The organism is Dysgonomonas sp. Marseille-P4677, from assembly GCF_016652235.1.
In the GTDB taxonomy this organism is placed as follows: domain Bacteria; phylum Bacteroidota; class Bacteroidia; order Bacteroidales; family Dysgonomonadaceae; genus Dysgonomonas.
In genome coordinates this window covers 1-2,204 of the sequence record NZ_JAEPKU010000245.1, presented here as the reverse complement: position 1 = coordinate 2,204, position 2,204 = coordinate 1, and the positions used below count along the sequence as shown (strand labels likewise).

The window sequence follows — 2,204 nt, the reverse complement described above, 5'->3', positions numbered from 1 at the left end:
GATTTAATGGTTAAATAGTATTATTGACTTTTTAAATCTTGATCGGATGGTGTTTGGCGATAGCATCCGATCTTTTTTGAAAAGGATAAATTTAAAGGTTCTTCATAGGCATTACTTTAAGTTTTACATGGTATCTTTGACTATATTATATCTTTCATTTTTATATTGCAGTTTGATGGGCAACGTATTAGTTAAGCCTTTTAGTACTTCATTCAAATCATCTTTCATATCCAATTTGCCCGAACATTTTAGTGCGGCTACATCTGGTGTACAGCTTATGTTCTTCCCATAATATCTGGATAATTTTAATAAGACAGAGTCCAATCTTTCACTATCAAAATATAAGAGACCATTTATCCACGATGTATATCTGTTTGTATCTACATTTGTGATACGGCCTGAGCCTTTACTAAGTTCATACATTTGAGATGGAATAAGTATTGAATGTGCAGAGCTTTTTTCGGATAGTATTTTGATAGAACCTTCGGTCAGTACAATTTGTTTATTAAGCTCCGATTCGTAGGCCATCACGTTGAATTTTGTTCCTAATACCTGGATGTTTACATCGCTGGTTCTGACAATAAAGGGCCGTTTTTCGTCACGAGAAACTTCGATAAATATTTCACCATCTACATATATTTCTCTGTTTTCCCCTTTAAAATCAACCGGATATATAACACGTGTTCCTGAGTTAACGTACATCTTTGTTCCGTCAGCTAAAGTAAGTTTAGAACGTTTTCCTTTTGGAACTAGTAGCTGATTGAAGGAGGCTGATTCTTTTTTTGATATTTCTTTTTCTGCAATCTTTATTTGAGTAGAATCATAAACGATATTGGTTTCTTCTTGCAGTGCAATTTTGCTTTGTTCCGAAATAATAAGTTGGATGTCAGATTGGGAACTATCTAAAAAATTATTTTCTTTAGCATACGATATAATATCGTTTTTCGGTAATGCGTTTCTCTTTACAAAGAAAGGTACTGTTAGTGCTAAGATTAATATACAGGCAGCAATACTTATAGCAGAATATAGTTGTTTCTTTTTATTGCGTTTTATACGTCCTTTTTTGTTTATACTATCAATTTTTGTCCATAGATCGAACTGCTCTTCTTCGGAGAAAACGTTTTTGTTCTCATTTAGAGATTCCAAAAAATGTTTGGCAGCATAAAATTCTTTAACATTGATAGTTCCACTATTTAAAAGAATATTCCAATATATTTCGGACTCTGTATCCGGATTCTTTACAGAATGAATGAAATAATCATCTTGTAAAAAATGCTCAAAATTATATTCAGAATAGTCCTTATTTAAATGTTTATTCGACATAGTATAAATAGTTTCTAAAAAGAGAACACTATCTTTTCATTTTTATACTCACTTTTTTTATACTATTTTCAAATTTTCTTTGATTTTCTTTATTGATCGTTGAAGCAAGTTTTGGACGGATTGATAATTCATTTCCATTAAAACACAGATTTCATCTATGGTCATACCTTCTATAAAGCGATAATGGATAGCTTCTTTTTGGCGAGCAGTCAAAATATTAAGTACATTGTTTATTTGGTTTTGGGTCAAGGATTCTGTTTCTCTGCCTATTAGTTCATTTTCCGCGGTATTATTATCGAAGGTATATTCATTCTCCATATTTTCATCAAGAGGATCAAAGTATACCTTTGATTTCTTTAAAGTATTTAATATCGTATTTTTTAATGAGATAAACAGATATAGCTTAATATTATCAGTGGTGCCCAGATTTGTCCTGTTTTTGTATATTTTTACAAAAACATCCTGTAGGCAATCTTTTATTAACTCCCTGTCAGAGGTAAACCGCAGCCCTTGCAAAAATAAGCGATTCGCATATTTCTTATATATATGTTCGTAAGCATCATCATCACCTTTAAGGAATTTATTCCACAATGATGAGTCATCTTCAAAATATATATTTTTCTTAATAAACATTAACGCTGTTAGATTATTTCTGGACTCCAATAAAATATATTACCGATTTCACATCAAGGTTTGGCATTAGTACAATGAAAGAGGTATTAACAAGCTACTACTTTTTTAAACCGATTTGCAAAAATATTCAAATATACCTGAAAATGCTATGATTTATTATTTATTTAGAGTCTGTTTAAATTTTGTTCAATTTTTACTATTTTTGAATTAAATAAATCGTCGCATATATTTAATAACCGAATTATAGA

The 2,204-nt window shown here is 30.4% G+C and carries 2 protein-coding genes; both read right to left on the bottom strand.

The genetic code is table 11. The annotated features are described in order from the left end of the window. Positions 1-123 precede the first annotated feature (123 nt). On the bottom strand, positions 124-1,323 hold the full coding sequence (locus JGH11_RS19775; RefSeq protein WP_201114654.1) for a FecR family protein: 1,200 nt from the start codon (positions 1,321-1,323) through the stop codon (positions 124-126). A gap of 57 nt (positions 1,324-1,380) precedes the next feature. Continuing rightward, complete coding sequence (locus JGH11_RS19770; RefSeq protein WP_201114652.1) at positions 1,381-1,956, bottom strand: RNA polymerase sigma factor; 576 nt, start codon at positions 1,954-1,956, stop codon at positions 1,381-1,383. Positions 1,957-2,204: the final 248 nt, after the last annotated feature.